The organism is Streptomyces sp. Ncost-T10-10d, assembly GCF_900091955.1.
Taxonomy (GTDB): domain Bacteria; phylum Actinomycetota; class Actinomycetes; order Streptomycetales; family Streptomycetaceae; genus Streptomyces.
Genome location: NZ_FMDF01000100.1, coordinates 23,629 through 40,210, shown reverse-complemented (window position 1 = coordinate 40,210; position 16,582 = coordinate 23,629). Strand labels below are relative to the sequence as shown.

The window sequence follows — 16,582 nt, the reverse complement described above, 5'->3', positions numbered from 1 at the left end:
CTCAGTCGGAGACGGTGATCATGACGGGTTCCGCAGTGCCGGTGACGCGTAGTGCCTCGACGAAGACCTCCGTGGTCCAGGCTGCCGCGTCAAGGGACCACACGGGCACCCGGCAGCGGAAGGCCAGGGCCCGGTGCATCCCTTCGGTCTGCACTTCACCGGTCAGCGGCAGGGCCAGACCCGGGAGGTCCACGTCGGTGGTTTCCGGCTCGACGGTCATGCATCCGTACGTGCACGCCAGCGCCTCCTCGCGAATGCGCCCGGCGCGGCCGGCCAGCTCCGCTTCGCGGCCCGACACGGTCACAGTGATCTGCCTGACCGCGCCCGGGTCGGCCAGCTCGTACCAGCCGGCGGCGTACAGGAGGGCGGCGGCGGGGTCCGGCGCCAGGTGCACCGGCGCGACGGTGTGCACGCCGGTGACGCGGATGTCGCCCACTTGCCGCAGTGTGTCGCCGAGGACCGTCGCCACGGGCAGTACGGGCAGTCGTTGCCGGTTCAGGTGGGCGGGCACGTCCACCTGGAGCCAGCCGATCTCCCGTACGCGCCCGTCCTGCGTCCAGTCCTCCCCGGCGTCGTTGTGCCCCCACCGGCTCCCCCCGAGCTCCATGCCGGCCCCCAGAAGGGTGCTGCTCCACCCGTAGACCTCGGCCCGGTTCACCGCCAGGCCGAAGACATCGACGTCGGGCTCCGAGGTGCCCTCGGGCGGTGCGAGCCAGGGATGCCGGGTGAGAACTCCGTGCACGCCCATGAGCAGAGTGGAGTCCCGCACCGCATCACCCATCGTTTCTCCCTACACACCCGCGCCGCAGTTGAAGGTCATCGTGGCAGTGACGGCCTTCTCCGAGGAGTCGGCCTCGCCGATGCCATGCATCGGTCCGGGATGGTGCGTCCGTTCGATGTTTCACGCTCATGCGGCAGTCAGCCGCTGCGTGTACGTCATGCCGCGGATGCCGCCCGCGGGCCACGTCACCCATGGCTGTGCCCGGCGGTACGCCTATAGGCTCGGCCCCATGGGCAGCAATCCGCACGTACCCGCGCCGAGCGAGATCCCGTCCGAGCTCCCGACCCCCACCACCCCAGCCGGCCGCGAAGCCCTGGCCGCGATCCTCGCGCGCCCGGACCGTGCCGTCGTCGCGCTCGATTTCGACGGGACCCTCGCCGACATCGTCCCGGACCCGGAACAGGCCCGCGCCCACCCCGGCGCCGTCGGCGCGCTCGTCGCGCTCGCCCCGAAAGTGGCCTCCATCGCCGTGATCACCGGCCGCCCGGCCGGCGTCGCGGTCCGGCACGGCGGCTTCGCCGGAGTACCGGGACTCGACCACCTCGTCGTCCTCGGCCACTACGGCGCCGAACGCTGGGACGCCGTCTCCGGCACCGTCCACGCCCCCGCCGCGCACCCCGGCGTGGCCGCGGTCCGTGCCGAACTCCCGGGCGTGCTCGACCGGTTCGATTCGTGGCACGGAACCTGGATCGAGGAGAAGGGCCGGGCGCTCGCCGTCCACACCCGCCGCGCCGCCGACCCGCAGGCCGCGTTCGAGGCCCTGCGCGGCCCCCTCGGCGAGCTCGCCGCCCGGCACGGGCTGATCGTCGAACCGGGCCGCCTGGTCCTGGAGTTGCGCCCGCCGGGCATGGACAAGGGCGTGGCGCTCGCGCAGTACGTACGGGAGTTGGACGCCGAGTCCGTTCTGTACGCGGGCGACGATCTGGGTGACCTCGCCGCGTACGCCGCCGTGGAGAAGCTCCGCACCGAGGGCCCCGACGGCATCCCGGGCCTGCTGGTCTGCAGCGGCAGCGCGGAAGTTCCCGAACTGGCCGAGCGGGCCGATCTGCTGCTGAACGGCCCGGGGGCCGTCGTCGACTTCCTGGCAACCCTGGCGCGACAGCTCTAGCCCGTTCCGGCTCACTCCCGCCGCAGCGCGTCCAGCTGGTCCAGGAACCACTGCTGCGGCGGCAGCGCCACCGCCGCCGCAGCCAGCCGCTCCGTGTGCGCGGCCCGCTCGTCGTCCGCCATCGTCAGAGCCTCGTGCAGCGCCGCCGCCGTCGCGGACACGTCGTACGGGTTCACCACGACCGCGTCGCTGCCCAGTTCCTCGTACGCCCCCGCCTCCCGCGACAGCACCAGCGCGCAGCCGTGGTCGGAGACGACCGGGACCTCCTTGGCGACCAGGTTCATGCCGTCGCGGATCGGGTTGACGAGCGCCACGTCGGCCAGCCGGTACGCGGCGAGCGAGCGGGCGAAGTCGTCCTTGACGTGGAGCACGACCGGCGTCCAGCCCGCCGTGCCGTACACGGCGTTGATCTCGTCGGCGACCCGCTGCACCTCGGCCGTGTAGTCGCGGTACACCGCCAGGTCCTGCCGCGAGGGGTACGCGAAGGCGACATGGACGACGCGCTCACGCCATTGAGGCCGCTCTTCGAGGAGCTCGCGGTACGCGAGCAGACCGCGCACGATGTTCTTGGACAGTTCCGTTCGGTCCACTCGTACGATCGTTCTCCGGCCGGGGCCGACCTGCTCCCGCAGCGCCGCCATCCGCTCGTCCACGTCCGCCTCGTGCGCGCGCCTGCGCAGGAACTCCGCGTCCGCGCCGAGCCCGTGCACCCCGATCCTGGTCCGGCCGGTGCCGCCCAGGATCTCCGTACAGCAGCCGATGAACGCGTCCGCCCAGCGCCGGGTCAGGAAGGCCGCCCGGTCCGCGCCCAGGATGCCGTGCAGCAGCTGCTCGGCGATGTCGTTGGGGAGCAGGCGGAAGTAGTCGACGGGCGCCCACGGGGTGTGCGAGAAGTGGCCGATCCGCAGGTCGGGGCGGAGCTCGCGGAGCATGCCGGGCACCAGCGCCAGGTGGTAGTCCTGCACCAGCACCGCCGCACCCGGGCCCGCTTCCTCGGCGAGCGCCTCGGCGAAGGCCCGGTTGTACGTCTCGAACGACGCCCACTGCCGCCGGAACTCCGCGTCGAAGACCGGCTCCAGCGGCGTCTGGTACAGCATGTGGTGGACGAACCAGAGCACCGAGTTCGCGATGCCGTTGTACGCGTCCGCGTGGACGGCCGCGTCGATGTCCAGCATCCGTACGCCCTGCTCACCGACCCCGCGCCGGATCGCCTCCCGGTCCCCGTCACCGAGCGCGGCGCACACCCACAGCTTGTCCTTGACGGCGCTCAGCCCGGAGACGAGCCCGCCGCCGCCGCGCTTCGCGTCGAGCGATCCGTCCGTGGCGAGGGTGTACGACACCGGGCCGCGGTTGGACGCAACGAGGACCTGGGCAGCGGACTGGGCTTCGGACGCGGAGACCATGTTGCGGAATCTAGCCAGATCACGAACCGCCCAAACGTGCGAAGTCAGGCCACGTCAGGCCGCCCGGCGCGAGACGTACTCCTCGATCTCGCGCATCGGGGGCCGCTCCTCGGTGTCCACCGCATGGGTGCGCGGTACGAAGCCGTCCTCGCCGCGCTCGAACTGGGTGAGCGAAGGCCGCACCAGGTGACCCCGGGACAGCCGGAGTTGAGCGGTCCGGTAGATCGTCGCGGCCATCCGGCCGAGCGCCTGCCCGTCCTGGTGACGGTGTTTGCGCACCCCTACGTCGACCTGGGCCAGCGCGTCCAGACCCACCGTGTGCAGCGCATCGACCAGGAGGCCCAGTTCCACCCCGTAGCCGACGGGGAAGGGCAGCCGTTCGAGGAGGGAGCGGCGTACGGCGTACTCCCCGCCCAGCGGCTGGACGAAACCGGCCAGCTGCGGCCAGTGCAGATTGAGCAGCGGACGGGCCACCAGCTCGGTGACGCGACCCCCCTGACCTGCGGTGTCACCGAAGGGACGGTCGTACATCGCCTTCACGAACTCCACGCTCGGGTCGGTCAGCAGCGGGCCGACGATGCCGGAGACGAAGTGCGCCGAGAAGTCCCTCAGATCGGCGTCGATGAAGCAGACGATGTCACCGCTGGTGACCAGGAGCGACCGCCACAGCACCTCGCCCTTGCCGGGTACGGCGGGTATCCGGGGGAGTATCCCGTCCCGGTGCACCACCCGGGCGCCTGCCTCCCGGGCCACCTTCGCGGTGGCATCCGTGGAGCCGGAATCGATCACCACGAGTTCATCGACCAGCTGGACCTTCTCCATCAGCTCGCGCCGGATCGTCGCGACGATCAGGCCGACCGTCGCCTCCTCGTTCAGCGCGGGCAGTACGACGCTCACGCTTCCGCGGCGCGGGTCCCTGGCCTTGGCGGCCAGGATGCGGTCCAGCGGGCGGTCGGCGGCCGACCAGGAACGCCTGGCCAGCCAGCGTTCGACCTCTTCCAGCACGGTCGATACTCCCTGTATGTGATCCATCTCGCGGTTCGGACGACTATCTCAACTGTCCGGTGCTTCGGTTACAGTCTTGAACAACGCGGACGGCCGTTGCATGTCGGGGTCGGTCCGCCAACAAATGCCTGGATCGGTGATCCAGTGCCACAGCGCTCATCCAGAGGGACTGAGGGAACGGCCCGTTGAAGTCCCGGCAACCCTCCTGCCGACCGCGAGGTCACGGTGGGGAAGGTGCCAATTCCGTCTTGTGGCGAAACGCGTCGCAAGGAAGATGAGGAGAAAGGGCCTCCGCCATCATGGCCGTGCAGACTGTTGCAGCAAGCACCGATTCTTCCGCCGAAGCTGTCGACCTCGGACCCGCCGCGGCGCTTTCCTGCCGCGAGTGCGGCGAGCGTTTCGAGCTCGGCCCCATTTTCGCCTGCGCGTCCTGTTTCGGGCCGCTCGAAGTGGCGTACGACCTGCCGAGCGGCTCCCCCGACGAGCTGAAGAAGCGCATCGAGGCCGGGCCCAACAACATCTGGCGTTACGCGCCGCTGCTGCCGGTCCCCGCCGATGTCGCGGACAAGCCCAACATCAACCCCGGTTTCACCAAGCTGGTCAAGGCCGACAACCTCGCCCGCGAGCTGGGCGTCACCGGCGGCCTGTACGTCAAGGACGACTCCGGCAACCCGACGCACTCCTTCAAGGACCGCGTCGTCGCCATCGCCGTCGAGGCCGCCCGCGCCTTCGGTTTCACCACCCTCTCCTGCTCCTCCACCGGCAACCTCGCCGGTGCGGTGGGCGCCGCCGCCGCCCGCGCCGGCTTCCGCTCCTGCGTGTTCATCCCGCACGACCTGGAGCAGGGCAAGGTCGTCATGGCCGCGGTGTACGGCGGTGAGCTGGTCGGCATCGAGGGCAACTACGACGACGTCAACCGCTTCTGCTCGGAACTCATCGGCGACCCGCTCGGCGAGGGCTGGGGCTTCGTCAACGTCAATCTGCGCCCGTACTACGGCGAGGGCTCCAAGACCCTGGCGTACGAGATCTGCGAGCAGCTCGGCTGGCAGCTGCCCGACCAGATCGTCATCCCGATCGCATCCGGGTCGCAGCTCACGAAGATCGACAAGGGTCTGCAGGAGCTGATCAAGCTCGGCCTCGTCGAGGACAAGCCGTACAAGATCTTCGGCGCCCAGGCCGAGGGCTGCTCCCCGGTCTCCACCGCCTTCAAGGCCGGTCACGACGTCGTGCGGCCCCAGAAGCCGAACACCATCGCCAAGTCCCTGGCGATCGGCAACCCGGCCGACGGCCCGTACGTCCTGGACATCGCCCGCCGCACCGGCGGAGCGGTCGAGGACGTCGACGACGAGCAGGTCGTCGACGCGATCAAGCTGCTGGCGCGCACCGAGGGCATCTTCGCGGAGACGGCGGGCGGGGTGACGGTCGGCGTGACGAAGAAGCTCATCGAGGCCGGCCTGCTCGACCCGGCGCTGACCACCGTCGTCCTCAACACCGGTGACGGCCTCAAGACCCTGGACGCGGTGGCCGCCACCTCGCAGGCGACCGCGACGATCCGCCCGAGCCTGGACGCGTTCCGCGCCGCCGGCCTCGCCACCAGCTGACCACCCGAGACCGAAGAAAGGCACCCCTCATGAGCGTCAAGGTCCGCATCCCCACCATCCTCCGCACCTACACGGGCGGCCAGGCCGAGGTCCCGGCCGAGGGCTCGACCCTCTCCCAGGTCATCGAGTCCCTGGAGCAGAACCACCCGGGCATCGCCGCCCGCGTCCTGGACGACCAGGGCAAGCTGCGCCGTTTCGTGAACGTGTACGTCAACGACGACGACGTGCGTTTCGAGGGCGGCCTGGAGGCGGCGACGCCGGACGGCGCGGGCATCTCGATCATCCCCGCAGTCGCAGGCGGTTGCTGACCGTCCGTCCGACTTCACAGCGTTATCGGAATTGCCCCCTCTGCGAGAGAAGCGGAGGGGGCAATTCTGCATGGTTGGGCGCGGTAGAGTGTGGGAAGTCCCCCCAGCTGCCCATGCCGCCCGCATATGAGAATGCGCCCGGCCACGACAAGAAGCAGCCAAAGTGCTCGATCGCCTTGCGCCATAAGTCACCTTTGCCCGGCCCGACTTGCCCTGGAATCCAGTGAATTCCTCATATTCGGGCGTTCGGTGCTGCCCAGAATTCTCGTCCGATTGACCTGTTGCAGAGGGCAGTTGGGCAGATACATTCGGCCGCGGTCGACGCGTTCCGGCGCACGCACCCCCTCCTGTCGGGGGGTGGGTTCTGACCCGGGTCCGCGAAGTGCGGTCCTGTGCAAGGGCCAGTAATAGGGGAGTTAGGCATGGCTCAGGGCACCGTCAAGTGGTTCAACGCGGAGAAGGGGTACGGCTTCATCGCGGTCGACGGTGGTGCGGATGTTTTCGTCCACTACAGCGCGATCCAGATGGACGGGTACCGCACCCTCGAAGAGGGTCAGCGAGTTGAATTCGAGATCTCGCAGGGCCAGAAGGGGCCGCAGGCGGACATGGTCAAGCTCGCCGTCGGCTGAGCTCGACGCGGTCGGCCAACGACACTACTCACGCACGGAGGGCCCGTACCCCTGAGGTACGGGCCCTCCGTGCGTCCGCGTCCGTGGCCACCCATGCGTGGCTGTCGTTGTCCACACCCCGAGGCGGACGCTTGCACTCCAGGGGGTCGAGTGCTAATCATTGGCGTTAGCACTCTCCAGGTGAGAGTGACAGAACTTGGACCGGGCCGGTGAGGCCCGCAGGTCCGGTGGGGCAAGGAACCACCGGTCACGCAGGCCGTCCGTCGCGGGCGCCACTCGGTCCGGAGAAATCCACCCCTGTCCGGGAGGACCACTTCACATGGCCAAGATCATCGCGTTCGACGAGGAGGCCCGGCGCGGTCTCGAGCGCGGCATGAACCAGCTCGCCGACGCCGTCAAGGTCACCCTTGGCCCCAAGGGTCGCAACGTCGTCCTTGAGAAGAAGTGGGGCGCCCCCACGATCACCAACGATGGTGTTTCCATCGCCAAGGAGATCGAGCTGGAGGACCCGTACGAGAAGATCGGTGCGGAGCTGGTCAAGGAGGTCGCCAAGAAGACGGACGACGTCGCCGGCGACGGTACGACCACCGCCACCGTTCTCGCCCAGGCTCTCGTCCGCGAGGGCCTTCGCAACGTCGCCGCGGGTGCCAACCCGATGGCCCTCAAGCGGGGCATCGAGAAGGCCGTCGAGGCCGTCTCCGCCGCTCTCCTGGAGCAGGCCAAGGACGTGGAGACCAAGGAGCAGATCGCTTCGACCGCCTCCATCTCCGCCGCCGACACCCAGATCGGCGAGCTCATCGCCGAGGCCATGGACAAGGTCGGCAAGGAAGGCGTCATCACCGTCGAGGAGTCCCAGACCTTCGGTCTGGAGCTGGAGCTCACCGAGGGTATGCGCTTCGACAAGGGCTACATCTCGGCGTACTTCGCCACCGACATGGAGCGCATGGAGTCGTCCCTCGACGACCCGTACATCCTGATCGTGAACTCCAAGGTCAGCAACGTGAAGGACCTCCTTCCGCTGCTGGAGAAGGTCATGCAGTCCGGCAAGCCGCTGCTGATCATCGCCGAGGACGTCGAGGGCGAGGCCCTGTCGACCCTGGTCGTCAACAAGATCCGTGGCACCTTCAAGTCCGTCGCCGTCAAGGCCCCGGGCTTCGGTGACCGCCGCAAGGCCATGCTCGGCGACATCGCCATCCTCACCGGTGGCACCGTCATCTCCGAGGAGGTCGGCCTCAAGCTGGAGAACGCCGGTCTCGACCTGCTCGGCCGCGCCCGCAAGGTCGTCATCACCAAGGACGAGACCACGATCGTCGACGGTGCCGGTGACAGCGACCAGGTTCAGGGTCGCGTCAACCAGATCCGTGCCGAGATCGAGAACTCCGACTCGGACTACGACCGCGAGAAGCTCCAGGAGCGCCTCGCGAAGCTGGCCGGCGGCGTGGCCGTCATCAAGGCCGGTGCCGCGACCGAGGTCGAGCTCAAGGAGCGCAAGCACCGCATCGAGGACGCGGTGCGCAACGCCAAGGCCGCCGTCGAGGAGGGCATCGTCGCCGGTGGTGGCGTGGCTCTGCTCCAGGCCTCGGCCGTCTTCGAGAAGCTGGAGCTCTCGGGTGACGAGGCGACCGGCGCCAACGCCGTCAAGCTTGCGCTGGAGGCCCCGCTCAAGCAGATCGCCGTCAACGGTGGTCTCGAGGGTGGCGTCGTCGTGGAGAAGGTGCGCAACCTGGCCGTCGGCCACGGTCTGAACGCCGCGACCGGTGAGTACGTCGACATGATCGCCGAGGGCATTCTCGACCCGGCGAAGGTCACGCGCTCCGCTCTGCAGAACGCCGCGTCCATCGCCGCGCTGTTCCTCACCACCGAGGCCGTCATCGCCGACAAGCCGGAGAAGGCCGCTGCGGCCGCTCCGGGCGGTATGCCGGGCGGTGACATGGACTTCTGATCCTGACGGATCGGTAGTTCCTGTACAGCTTTGCCGCATCGACCCCCGGGACCAGCAGGTCCCGGGGGTCGATGTCGTTTCTGCACCCACGATGCCCGCCGGAGCACCGTGAGCGCGTGATACCCCGCACGACGGAACTGCGGAACTGAGGGACTACGGGAGCCGGTCGAGGAGCCAGGTGCAGAGCTCCTCCGTCACGAGGGTGTGCCCCTCGTTGTGGGACGCGAGCCTGAACTCGTCGAGCCCGCCGGCATTCGGCGGGAGTGCGGAGATGTCCTTGTACAGCTCCTCGTCCGTGTCCAGGTCGCCTACGTCGACGGCGCTGACAGCCGGCACGAAGCAGTGCGAGCGGATACGTACGTCGGTCTTGAACCCGAGGACGGGGCTGAGGGCGTTGAGCCCGTCGGCGAGGATGCCGAATCCTTCCAGCGAGCCGCCGGGTGCGCCGTCGACCGACGGGAGTCCGGACGTATGCACCTGGTTGGTCTTCAGCGTCACCACTCGCATCTTCGCGACGAGTTCGTTGTCGCCCGGGGACTGGGTGTAGAGCTTGGTGCCCACGACCGAGAGGCCCTTGCCCTCCAGGGCCAGTTCGCCGGCCTGCGCATCGGTGCCGGTGCCGTCGGCCACACCGTTGGCGACACCGATCAGCCGCGGCCGGCGCGGCCATTCGCCGATGGCCTCCATCTCCGCGAGGAACGTGGCGCGCTCATCGCTCCGGTCCGGCGTCCCGTCCCACTTCTCGATGTGCCGCCACAGCAGCTGACGCGCGGCCGGGCTGTTGATCTGGTCGGAGAACCGGCTGTCGAGATCCTTGATGTAGTGCGCGAACGCCTGCAGCGCGATCGGGATCCAGGCGCCCCGGTGCGGGCTGTCGTACGAGAAGTAGAGAGAGGTCTGGTGGTCGATGCCCTGGCTCTCCATCTTGGCCAGCGCATGCCGGGTGACGAGCCCGCCCATGCTGAACCCGCCGACGGCCAGCGGCGCGTTGCCCTGCCGCTCCGCGATGGCGTGCAGGATCGCGGCCTGCGCGGTCCGGGAGTTGTCCAGAATCGATGCACTGCGCTCATGGAAGCCGAGAATGATGACGTCGTGTCCACGGCGGCGCAGTTCGCTGATGAGCGCGTAGTCGCCGAACTCCATGATTTCCCAGGAGAAGTCCAGGCTGCTCGGCCCGGTGTTGAATCCGTCGGCGAAGATCACGGGCCGCGTGAGACCAGAGTGTCCCTCGCCGTAGTAGACCCAGGCGGTGCCGCCCGGAAGATCCCACACGGTGTTGGGCGGCAGCGGGAGGGCGCCGTGCTTCTCGGCGTCCAGACGGGGTCCGGGGGCGAGAGTGATGGGGCGCCTGCTGTGGAACTCCGAGACGATTTGCTCGTAGGTCGGTTCGGACATGGTTCGTTCCCCTTTGGGCTGGTTTGTTACAACGCGTGTCAAGATGAGCACGCGCAGTAGCGACCAGGAGGGGGGAAGTGGATCAAACCACTCCCAGGTGGGAGCCGGTTTCGGACATCCGGCCGTCAGCTGACGAAGTCCTTGAGCCTGCCCGTGTCGAGGGTGAATCCGACCCGGGCGTCGCCACCATCCGTGGCAAGCCGGTCACGAAAAGTCAACTGGTTGGACAGGGAGGGTGGGTGGGAAGTGGCCCACCTCCCGTTCCTCGGAAAGAGCGCTCGGACTTCGCGGCTTGAGCTCCGGGGGATTTCACCTGGTGAGGGGGGCGTGCGCGTTGGTTTGAATGCGCCGGGTGTACTCCGAATGCGCCGCTGCTGAGGGGGTGGATCGGTGGGGGCGCGATGCGGGAAGCGGGGCAAGGGCGGCGAGCTCTTGTGAACTTGGTGTCCGGGCCAGGTGGTCCGTACTTCCCGCCTCGAACTCGTATGAGGAGTCCCGTGCGTATTCGCTCGATCCTGTCGCTGGCCGCGTCCGCCGTTGCGGTCCTGGCGCTCGCCACCCCGTCCCAGGCCGCCGACGACGGCACCTACCTCATCCGTGACGTACGCACCGGCGCATGCCTGGCGGGCGGTGAAGGCCCGATGGGCGGTCACATCGAGCCCTGCAGCCCCCGCACCGTGTGGGAGATCCGCAACCAGGGTGACGGCCTGGCCCAGATCGTCGAGGCGCGCGGTGAAGGCCGCTGCCTGGCGCTCTCGCCGATCCGGATCTACCCGCCGGCGGTGTGGGTCGACGAGTGCGGCAGGCAGCCCGACCAGTGGACGATCCAGGGCGAGGCCTCGCAAGAGCCGGTCGCCATCGCCCTCGGCCGGGGCGAGCTGGGCAACCTGACCACGCAGGGCCACCGGGCGATCATCAGCCCTGACGGCGGGCCCCAGTGGATCATGGAGCGGCTCGGCTAGTACCTGCTCGGTCGATGGCGCGACCCGCCCCGTGCCTGGAACGTCCTTCCAGGCACGGGGCGTTTTCTCACTCGCGGCGCGGGCCGATGACCGACTTCCCGTCGTGCACGGTGATCGCCTGGGCCGGGCAGATGTCGGCGGCGTCCAGGACCCGTTCGTCCGGCTCGATGCCGTCCGCCCGCACCCGGGCGTGCTCCCCGTCCAGCGCGAACACCTCGGGTACGGCCCCGGCGCACATGCCCGATGCCTGGCAGAGCTGGGGGTCGACGCGTACGTTCCAGGTCATCCCGGTCACCACCCGACCGGCATGACACGCGGGCCGCGTACCAGCATCTCGGACTTCCACGTCACATCGCCGGCCAACTTCAGCCCCGGGAAGCGGGTGATGAGCGCGATCAGTGCCTCCTGAAGTTCCAGCCGGGCCAGTGGGGCGCCCAGGCAGTGGTGGACGCCGTGGCCGAAGCCGAGGTGCTGGTTGCCCTCGCGGGCGATGTCGAGCACGCCCGGGGCGGCGAACCGCAGCGCGTCGCGGTTGGCGGCGCCCATGGCGACCAGGACCGGACTGCCCGCCCGGACGAGGGTGCCGCCGACCTCGATGTCCTCGGTGGCGTAACGGGGTTGGCCGGCGCCGCTCCCCAACGGTACGAATCGCAGTAGTTCCTCCACCGCGTTCGGGATGAGTTCGGGCTCGGCCCTGAGCCTGGCCAGCTGATCCGGGTGGTCCAGCAGCGTGAGGACGAAGTTGGGGATCTGGGACGCCGTGGTCTCGTGTCCTGCCACCAGGATGCCCACGCACAGGTCGACGAGTTCGAGTTCGGAGAGCCGGTCGCCGCCGTCGCGGGCCTCGATCAGTGCCGTCATCAGGTCGTCCTGCGGCGACTGCCGGTGCTGCTCGATCAATCCGGCCATGTAGGCGCGCAGTTCTTCGCGGCTGGCGTCGAACTCCGCGGCCGTGAGAGAGCTGGTCGACAGCGCGTCGTCGCTCCACACCCGAAATCGTGGACGGTCCTCGGTGGGTACGCCCAGCATTCGGCAGATCACCGCGACCGGCAGCGGCAGCGCGTAGAGATCGACCAGGTCCGCGGGCGGTCCGGCCGCCTCCATGTCGTCGAGGAGGCCGGCGGTCAGCTCCCGGACCTGGGGCCGCAACTTCTCGATCTGGCGGACGGTGAAAGCCTTGGCGACCAGGGAGCGCAGCCGGGTGTGGTCGGGCGGATCCATGCTGAGGATGCCACCGTCGCGCCGGCCTTCGGACTGCCGGGGCTCGTCGTGCGAGGCGCCCGCGGCCCGGCTGAAGCGCTGATCACCCAGGACGAGCCGGGCGTCGGCGTAGCGGGTGACGAGCCAGGCCGGTTCGCCGTATTCCATCTGGACCCGTAAGAGGCCGGGCCGGTCGCGGGCGCGCTCGTAGGCGTCGGCGAGCTGGAGCCCGTCGGGGGTGTTGAAGGGGTAGGCGGTGGGGGTGTTGTCTGCTGTCGTCACTGCGGTCTCCCTTATGTAAGCAGCTGCTTACAACGGTAGGAGTGTGCCTTGGGGCGGTCAACAATGCTTTACGGCCGTTATCCTGACGGGCCGTCCGAGAGGAAACCCGCCATGGAGTCCGCGCCCGCACCGCCGTCCGGAGAGCGCCGTCGCGATGCCGCGGCCACGCGTCGCCGACTGCTGGAAGCGGCTCGTGACCTGTTCGCGGAGCGTGGCTACGAAGGGACGACGGTCCGCAGTATCGCGGAGCGGGCCGGGGCCAACCAGGCGCTGCTGTTCCGGTACTTCGGGTCCAAACAGGGGCTGCTCACGGAGGTCCTCGCGCAGGGCGGACTTGAGCAGTTGCGCGCGACACCGCCCGAAGAGCTCTTCGAGACCGCCCTGCGCTCGATGCTGACCCGCAGCGCGGTCGGCGGCGCGGGGGATCGCTCCCTGGAGGTCTATCTGCGTTCCATCGGGCGGGGTGACGAGGCGGCCGGAACCCTGCGGGAGCTGGGCGAGGAGTACCAGAGTGTGCTGGCCGGGCTCTCCGGCACCGAGGACGGTGCCCTGCGTGCGGATCTCGCCATGGCGTGGCTTCTCGGCATCGGCCTGATGCGGACGGTCGTCGCGCGCGAGCCACTGGCCGGGGCCGATCCGGACGACGTGTGCCGTCTCGTGCTGGGCACGCTCAGGCACCTCTGGTCGGCTCCGGCGGAGTAGCGGAGACACGTCCGGGCCCGGGGCCCCGGGCCCGGACGTGTGCTGTGCCCTGTTACCGGTGACGGCTCTCGAAGGTGGCGAAGGCCGTCTCCTGACGCCACTCGGTCGCCGCCTTCGGGTTGTCGGCGAGATAGCGGGCGCAGCGCGCGCTCGGGTGGTCGGTGCCCGGCCGGTCGCTGCGGCAGGCGTCGACCAGGCGGTAGCCGGAGGGGGCGGAGCCGGTGGCCCACAGGCTGCGGCCGTTGCGGAACGCGTACTCCAGCGAGGCGCGGGCCAGGTCCTTCAGCTCGGTGTAGCCGAGGTCGTACGTCCTGGCGGCGTACTGGTACTCGTGGCTGATGTCGATCCGCGAGACCCCCGGGTCGTCGGTGGACAGGACCACCGGGACGCCGTAGCGGCGGTACGCGTTGAACGGGTGGTCGTCGCCCGCGATGCCGAGGATCTGCTTGTTGCTGCTGAACGGCACCTCGACCGCCACCTTGCGCTGCGCCATCGTCCGGGCGAGCTGCCGCCAGTCGTCCTCGTGGACCAGGTCCACGCCGTGTCCGATGCGTTCGGCTCCGGCGACGAGTACGGCCTCGCGGATGTGGAACGTCAGGTCCTCGGGCTTGACCAGGCCGGGAGCCAATTCCCCGGCGTGCAGGGTGAGGTGGGCGCCCGGGTACTGGCCGCGCAGATAGTTCAGCATCCGCATCTGGAGGCTGTAGTTGGCCAGCGCGCTCTCCCCGTCCTCGGGCTGCACGAGGTTGACCGCGACGAACCTCGGGTCGCGCTCCGCCAGCCGCATGCCGACCGCCATCTGCGTGAACACCCGCGCCGGCGTGCTGCCCCGGGAGACCTGGGAGATCCACCTGACGGGAAGCCGACAGCCCGGGTCGGGGCGTGGGGTGTCGCAGTGTGCGGCCACCCGGAACTGGGCATCGGCGTCGTCGGCCTCCTTGACCGCATCGTCCACGACCCGGTCGAGCTGCCCGCCGGCCAGAAGCTTGCGGTGGAAGGCGGCGAAGTCGGGGTCGTAACCCACGGCGTCGGCAAGCTTCCTGGCGCTGTCCGACGCCGGGGTGACCATGGTCTCCAGATAGAACTGGTTCTGCTCGACCACGGTGTCGGCCACATTGGCGAGCAGCTTGCCGCGGTCCCAGGTCGCCAGGCTGAATTTGCCGAAGGTGTCGAAGAAGTGGTCGTGACCGGACTGATCGGACGGGAAGTCCTGCATGGACCAGGCCCGGACGATCTGTTGCAGGAAGACGGCGTCCGTCTGTGCGTCGACGGCGGGCCGCTTGCCCGGTCCGCACGGCGGCGCCACGGCCGTCATCGTCGCGTCGATGCACAGCCCCTTCTCGCCCGCGAGTTTGATCAGGAACTCGGTCTCTGCCGCGCCCGACAGGTGGTTGTGGAGGTCGCCCCCCTTGGGCAGCGCCTTGAAGAAGGCCTTCAGCCCCTCGGGCTTGTTACGCAGTGAGTCGAGGTACGCGGCGGTCCTGCGCTCGGCCTGGGTCACCGCGCGGGGCGACGCGTCGCCGACCGGTGCCGCCGTCGCCGGGACCGCGGGAAGCAGGGACAGTACGGCGACTACGCCGAGCCCGGCCGGGAGCAGGGACTTGGGACGGTGGGCCGTCCGGATTGTTGAGATCACCGCCGAATGATCGCGTTCGGCGAGGGCATTTTCACCCAAACCGCATCTATGGCCGGAAACGTCCACCCGATCGAGTGCGTGTAGCGGGCGCTGCCCTCCGGCTCTTCCGGGGGCTGTCCCCCCGGAAGAGCCGGAGGCTTCTCCCAGCGCGCGGCAGTGGAATCGCAGGCAATGATCCTTCTCAAGTTGCCATACGAAAGTTGAGAGGTAGCAGCATGGCTAGGCACCGGAAGCGGATCAGTCGGCGGGTACTGCTGGCGACGGCGGCGGTCGCGACGGGAGCGGTCCTCGCCCCTGCGGCGGTCCAGGCAGCCACGGCCGACACGGCCGGCAGGGGGCAGAACCCGGTCCGCGCACTGGAGCAGGCGGCCCACCCGCTGCGCTCGACCGAGCCCGGGGGGAACACGGCCGACCTGCGAGCCCTGGGCTCGATGATCGGCGACGCCAAGGTGGTCGGCCTCGGCGAGGCCACCCACGGCTCCCACGAGTTCTTCACCATGAAGGAGCGGGTCTTCCGCCACCTCGTCGAGAAGAAGGGTTTCACCACCTTCGCCCTGGAGCTGAGCTGGTCCGCGGGACTGCAGATCGACGACTACCTCCAGACCGGCAAGGGCGATGCCCGCAAGATCGCCAAGGAGACGCTCACCAACTCGCCCTGGGAACGCGAGGAGTTCGTCAGCCTCATCGAGTGGATGCGGGACTACAACCGCCACCACCCCGACCGCACCGTCCACTTCATGGGTGACGACATCGGCGCCCCCTCACTGAGCGACGAGTTCTTCGGCCGGGTGACCGGCTACGTGCAGAAGAACCACCCGGCGGCGCTGCCGCGGCTCAACGAGCTCTACACCGGCCTGCGCCCGATCGACGACGTCTTCGCCTACCTGGGCAAGCCGCTCGCGGAACGGCAGCAGCTCGCCGCCAAGGCGCAGCAGGCCCTGGAGCTGGTCAGCGGTCTGAAGGGCTCCGGCGGCGACGCGTTCGACTGGGCCGAGCAGAACGCCCGGTCCGTCGCCCAGACCGCAAAGTTCCTCACCCTGAACCCCGACGACCCGGAGTCCAACGCCGCCTCCCAGCGCTTCCGTGACGAGGTGATGGCCCAGAACGTCTCCTGGTGGCAGCAGCGCACCGGCCAGAAGGTGCTGCTGTCCGCGCACAACGACCATGTCGCCTACGTCGCCAGCGATCCCGAGACGTACTCCAAGACGCAGGGGTCGTTCCTGCGCGACACGATGGGCAAGAACTACCTCCCCATCGGCTTCACCTTCGACCAGGGCTCGTTCCTGTCGAAGGACGCCGCGCTGGGCGGCGAGTGGAAGAAGTTCACCGTTCCCGCCGCCGAGCCCGACCGGAACGAGGCCACCCTCGACAAGGTCCGCTACCGGGACTTCTACCTCGACGTCCGCACCGCCCCGGCCGCCGCGCGCGACTGGCTGAACACCGCCCGGCCCACGCTCAACGTCGGCACGCTGTTTCCCGTGGAGCGGCGCGACACCGCACTCGCCAAGGCCTACGACGTCCTCATCCACCTCCACGAAGTCAGGGAGGCCGACAAGCTGAAGCCGTGACGGCCTGGTTCCGTCCCCGGCGCGAGCCGCCCGACACCAGCTGACCCGCGGAGAGGCCGG

The 16,582-nt window shown here is 69.2% G+C and carries 15 protein-coding genes and 1 riboswitch; of the genes, 8 read left to right on the top strand and 7 right to left on the bottom strand.

What is annotated here, in order from left to right:
• Window position 1 precedes the first annotated feature (1 nt).
• A complete protein-coding gene (locus tag GA0115254_RS15310) occupies window positions 2–781 on the bottom strand; it encodes a hypothetical protein (protein WP_093895835.1) in 780 nt (259 codons plus the stop codon).
• A 229-nt stretch (window positions 782–1,010) separates the two neighbouring features.
• Here GA0115254_RS15310 and otsB point away from each other — a divergent pair, with 229 nt between their 5' ends.
• Complete coding sequence (gene otsB, locus GA0115254_RS15305; protein WP_093895834.1) at window positions 1,011–1,889, top strand: trehalose-phosphatase; 879 nt, start codon at window positions 1,011–1,013, stop codon at window positions 1,887–1,889.
• Window positions 1,890–1,900: 11 nt separating this feature from the next.
• Here otsB and GA0115254_RS15300 read toward each other — a convergent pair whose 3' ends face one another.
• Both GA0115254_RS15300 and GA0115254_RS15295 read right to left on the bottom strand, forming a co-directional pair.
• Window positions 1,901–3,292: an alpha,alpha-trehalose-phosphate synthase (UDP-forming) gene (locus tag GA0115254_RS15300; protein ID WP_093895833.1), complete on the bottom strand. Its 1,392-nt coding sequence runs from the start codon at window positions 3,290–3,292 to the stop codon at window positions 1,901–1,903.
• A gap of 54 nt (window positions 3,293–3,346) precedes the next feature.
• A complete protein-coding gene (locus GA0115254_RS15295) occupies window positions 3,347–4,297 on the bottom strand; it encodes a glucosyl-3-phosphoglycerate synthase (RefSeq protein ID WP_093895832.1) in 951 nt (316 codons plus the stop codon).
• A gap of 153 nt (window positions 4,298–4,450) precedes the next feature.
• Window positions 4,451–4,578, top strand: a riboswitch (SAM riboswitch).
• 18 nt (window positions 4,579–4,596) lie between these two features.
• Between GA0115254_RS15295 and thrC the strand changes: the two genes are divergently transcribed.
• The 4 genes from thrC (at window position 4,597) to groL (ending at window position 8,777) form a co-directional block, all read left to right on the top strand.
• Complete coding sequence (gene thrC / locus GA0115254_RS15290) at window positions 4,597–5,898, top strand: threonine synthase (protein WP_093895831.1); 1,302 nt, start codon at window positions 4,597–4,599, stop codon at window positions 5,896–5,898.
• A 29-nt stretch (window positions 5,899–5,927) separates the two neighbouring features.
• Window positions 5,928–6,206 carry a MoaD/ThiS family protein gene (locus GA0115254_RS15285; RefSeq protein ID WP_093895830.1) on the top strand — a complete coding sequence of 93 codons (279 nt, stop codon included), beginning with the start codon at window positions 5,928–5,930 and terminating at the stop codon, window positions 6,204–6,206.
• Between the two features lie 422 nt (window positions 6,207–6,628).
• Window positions 6,629–6,835, top strand: a complete 207-nt coding sequence (locus tag GA0115254_RS15280; protein WP_003967346.1) for a cold-shock protein — start codon at window positions 6,629–6,631, stop codon at window positions 6,833–6,835.
• 319 nt (window positions 6,836–7,154) lie between these two features.
• Window positions 7,155–8,777 (top strand): chaperonin GroEL, encoded by a 1,623-nt coding sequence (gene groL, locus GA0115254_RS15275; protein ID WP_072487928.1) that lies wholly within the window; start codon window positions 7,155–7,157, stop codon window positions 8,775–8,777.
• 153 nt (window positions 8,778–8,930) lie between these two features.
• Here groL and GA0115254_RS15270 read toward each other — a convergent pair whose 3' ends face one another.
• Entirely contained in the window at window positions 8,931–10,172 is a 1,242-nt protein-coding gene (locus tag GA0115254_RS15270) for an esterase/lipase family protein (protein ID WP_093895829.1), read from the bottom strand.
• Between the two features lie 497 nt (window positions 10,173–10,669).
• Here GA0115254_RS15270 and GA0115254_RS15265 point away from each other — a divergent pair, with 497 nt between their 5' ends.
• Window positions 10,670–11,134 carry an RICIN domain-containing protein gene (locus GA0115254_RS15265; RefSeq protein ID WP_093895828.1) on the top strand — a complete coding sequence of 155 codons (465 nt, stop codon included), beginning with the start codon at window positions 10,670–10,672 and terminating at the stop codon, window positions 11,132–11,134.
• Between the two features lie 67 nt (window positions 11,135–11,201).
• Here the strand turns inward: GA0115254_RS15265 and GA0115254_RS15260 are convergent, their stop codons facing one another.
• Both GA0115254_RS15260 and GA0115254_RS15255 read right to left on the bottom strand, forming a co-directional pair.
• The gene (locus GA0115254_RS15260; RefSeq protein WP_093895827.1) at window positions 11,202–11,420 is read right to left on the bottom strand and encodes a ferredoxin; all 219 of its coding nucleotides are present in this window, start codon (window positions 11,418–11,420) and stop codon (window positions 11,202–11,204) included.
• A gap of 5 nt (window positions 11,421–11,425) precedes the next feature.
• A complete protein-coding gene (locus GA0115254_RS15255) occupies window positions 11,426–12,616 on the bottom strand; it encodes a cytochrome P450 (RefSeq protein ID WP_093895826.1) in 1,191 nt (396 codons plus the stop codon).
• Window positions 12,617–12,727: 111 nt separating this feature from the next.
• Here GA0115254_RS15255 and GA0115254_RS15250 point away from each other — a divergent pair, with 111 nt between their 5' ends.
• A complete protein-coding gene (locus tag GA0115254_RS15250) occupies window positions 12,728–13,318 on the top strand; it encodes a TetR/AcrR family transcriptional regulator (RefSeq protein ID WP_093895825.1) in 591 nt (196 codons plus the stop codon).
• Between the two features lie 52 nt (window positions 13,319–13,370).
• Here the strand turns inward: GA0115254_RS15250 and GA0115254_RS15245 are convergent, their stop codons facing one another.
• Window positions 13,371–14,954, bottom strand: a complete 1,584-nt coding sequence (locus GA0115254_RS15245) for an adenosine deaminase family protein (protein ID WP_093895902.1) — start codon at window positions 14,952–14,954, stop codon at window positions 13,371–13,373.
• Between the two features lie 215 nt (window positions 14,955–15,169).
• On the opposite strand from GA0115254_RS15245, the gene GA0115254_RS15240 reads away from it, so the two are divergent.
• The gene (locus GA0115254_RS15240; protein ID WP_093895824.1) at window positions 15,170–16,522 is read left to right on the top strand and encodes an erythromycin esterase family protein; all 1,353 of its coding nucleotides are present in this window, start codon (window positions 15,170–15,172) and stop codon (window positions 16,520–16,522) included.
• Window positions 16,523–16,582 lie beyond the last annotated feature (60 nt).

Bases quoted from the DNA above. Each gene is read 5' to 3' on its own strand.
- GA0115254_RS15310 (WP_093895835.1), bottom strand. From the start codon at position 781: ATGGGTGATGCGGTGCGGGACTCCACTCTGCTCATGGGCGTGCACGGA.
- otsB (WP_093895834.1), top strand. From the start codon at position 1,011: ATGGGCAGCAATCCGCACGTACCCGCGCCGAGCGAGATCCCGTCCGAG.
- GA0115254_RS15300 (WP_093895833.1), bottom strand. From the start codon at position 3,292: ATGGTCTCCGCGTCCGAAGCCCAGTCCGCTGCCCAGGTCCTCGTTGCG.
- thrC (WP_093895831.1), top strand. From the start codon at position 4,597: ATGGCCGTGCAGACTGTTGCAGCAAGCACCGATTCTTCCGCCGAAGCT.
- GA0115254_RS15285 (WP_093895830.1), top strand. From the start codon at position 5,928: ATGAGCGTCAAGGTCCGCATCCCCACCATCCTCCGCACCTACACGGGC.
- GA0115254_RS15280 (WP_003967346.1), top strand. From the start codon at position 6,629: ATGGCTCAGGGCACCGTCAAGTGGTTCAACGCGGAGAAGGGGTACGGC.
- groL (WP_072487928.1), top strand. From the start codon at position 7,155: ATGGCCAAGATCATCGCGTTCGACGAGGAGGCCCGGCGCGGTCTCGAG.
- GA0115254_RS15270 (WP_093895829.1), bottom strand. From the start codon at position 10,172: ATGTCCGAACCGACCTACGAGCAAATCGTCTCGGAGTTCCACAGCAGG.
- GA0115254_RS15260 (WP_093895827.1), bottom strand. From the start codon at position 11,420: ATGACCTGGAACGTACGCGTCGACCCCCAGCTCTGCCAGGCATCGGGC.
- GA0115254_RS15250 (WP_093895825.1), top strand. From the start codon at position 12,728: ATGGAGTCCGCGCCCGCACCGCCGTCCGGAGAGCGCCGTCGCGATGCC.
- GA0115254_RS15240 (WP_093895824.1), top strand. From the start codon at position 15,170: ATGGCTAGGCACCGGAAGCGGATCAGTCGGCGGGTACTGCTGGCGACG.